This is a genomic window from Mesorhizobium sp. M2A.F.Ca.ET.067.02.1.1 (genome assembly GCF_004023285.1).
In the GTDB taxonomy this organism is placed as follows: Bacteria; Pseudomonadota; Alphaproteobacteria; order Rhizobiales; family Rhizobiaceae; genus Mesorhizobium.
In genome coordinates, this window is sequence record NZ_RZSB01001077.1 from 1 (window position 1) to 1,450 (window position 1,450).

Sequence of the window (1,450 nt, forward strand, 5' to 3'; positions counted from 1 at the left end):
GTGTAGATCGGGTTGAGCGAGCTCATAGGCTCCTGGAAGATCATCGAGATGCGGTTGCCGCGCAGCTTGCGCCGGGCGGCCTCGGGGAATTTCAGGATGTTCTGCCCGAGATAGTCGACGCTCGAGCGTGGCGACACGGTCGCGCGCCGCGACAACAATCCCATGACGGTGCGCGCCGTGACCGATTTGCCAGAACCGGATTCGCCGACGATGGCTATCGTCTCGCCGCGATAGAGCTGGAACGAGACGTCCTTCACCGCCTCGACCGTGCCGTGCTCCACCTTGAAGGCGACCTCGATGTTGCGGGCGTCGATGATGGGCTGTTCATGGCGCGCGGCGTGGTCGAGCCGGACGGCCGGTGCGAAATTCTCTGCGAGCGTGATCGTCGTCATCCCGGCCACCTCAATACGGATCGACGGCATCGCGCAGGCCGTCGCCCAGCGCGTTGAAGGCAAACACGGTGATCAGCACGAAGCCGACCGTCGACAGGATCCACGGATAGGTGCCGATGACCGAATAGGTCGCGGTGTCCTGCAGCATCAGTCCCCAGGAGATCAGCGGCGGCTTCACGGCGAAACCGAGAAAGCCGAGAAAGGCTTCGAGCAGCACCACGGTCGGGATGGCGATCGTCACCGCGACGATGACATGGCTCATCACATTGGGAAAAATGTGCTGCATGATGATGCGCCGGTCCGTGGCGCCGACCGCCATTGCGGCGCGCACATAATCGATCCGCGCCAGCGCCAGCGTCTTGCCGCGCACCTCGCGCGACATCTGCGCCCAGCCCAGCGCCGACATGACGATGATGACGAAGCCGAGGAAGACATTGGTCGGCGCGGTGACTGGGATCAGCGTCGTCAGCGCGAGATAGAGCGGCAGCTGCGGGAAGGCGAGCACCAGCTCGACGAAGCGCTGCATCCAGATATCGAACTTGCCGCCGAAATAGCCGGAGACCATGCCGACGGTGGTGCCGATAACGGTGATGATGAAGACCACCGTCAGCGCGATCATCAGCGAAACCCGCGAGCCGTGGATGGCGCGCGAGAGCACGTCGCGGCCGAACTTGTCGGTGCCGAGGAAATGCACCGGCTGGCCGTCCATCGACCCGAACAAATGCCGGTCGGCCGGGATCAGCCCGAAGAGCCTGTAGGGCGCGCCCTCGACGATGAAGCCGAGCAGGCGCGGATGATCGTAGTCGGGACCGACGATCGGCTGGAAGGTGACCGGATCGAGATCGGCCGAGTCGGCCAGCGCATAGATCCTTGGCCGGAAGGTGAGATTGCCATCCTTGTCATGGAAGCTCGGCACCTGCGGTGGCGCGAAGGCGATATCGGTCGCCTTCGGATCCGAAGGTGCGATGAAATCCGCGAATACCGCCATGAGAAGCAGAAGCACGACCAGGAAGAGCCCGGCCATGCCGGTCCAGGAGCGCTTCAGCCGGCGCCAGACC

2 protein-coding genes are annotated in these 1,450 nt (G+C 63.9%); both read right to left on the reverse strand.

What is annotated here, in order from left to right:
* The coding region (locus EOA28_RS35575; RefSeq protein WP_128315838.1) for an ATP-binding cassette domain-containing protein at positions 1-392 on the reverse strand (392 nt) is incomplete at its 3' end.
* A gap of 10 nt (positions 393-402) precedes the next feature.
* Positions 403-1,450, reverse strand: a 1,048-nt coding sequence (locus tag EOA28_RS35580) for an ABC transporter permease (RefSeq protein ID WP_148669669.1), incomplete at its 5' end; no start/stop codon positions are given.